Origin of the sequence: Pseudomonas sp. SIMBA_067, assembly GCF_046534675.1 — a bacterium.
In the GTDB taxonomy this organism is placed as follows: Bacteria; Pseudomonadota; Gammaproteobacteria; order Pseudomonadales; family Pseudomonadaceae; genus Aquipseudomonas; species Aquipseudomonas putida.
Map to the genome: position 1 here is coordinate 1 of NZ_JAWRYH010000772.1, position 258 is coordinate 258.

Genomic DNA, 258 nt, shown 5'->3' on the forward strand with positions numbered 1-258 from the left:
CTCAAGCAAGGTGAAGACAACAACCTCGCACGCCTGACCGAGAGCTTTCACCTGAACCTCGACGCACTGGGTTGTTTGTCGTTTGTCGTGGGCTTGTTTATCGTCCACGCCGCCATCGGCCTGGCCCTGGAACAGCGCCGTGGCCTGCTGCGCACCTTGCGCGCCTGTGGGGTCAGCGCGCGGATGTTACTCGTCAGCCTTGGCGTGGAACTTGGCGTGCTGTCGTTACTCGGCGGTGTACTGGGCGTTGCCAGCGGG

Annotated in this window: 1 pseudogene; it reads left to right on the forward strand. The window is 62.8% G+C overall.

The window, feature by feature from the left end:
- Positions 1-258, forward strand: a pseudogene (locus tag SB765_RS31270) (ABC transporter permease); the annotation flags it as partial.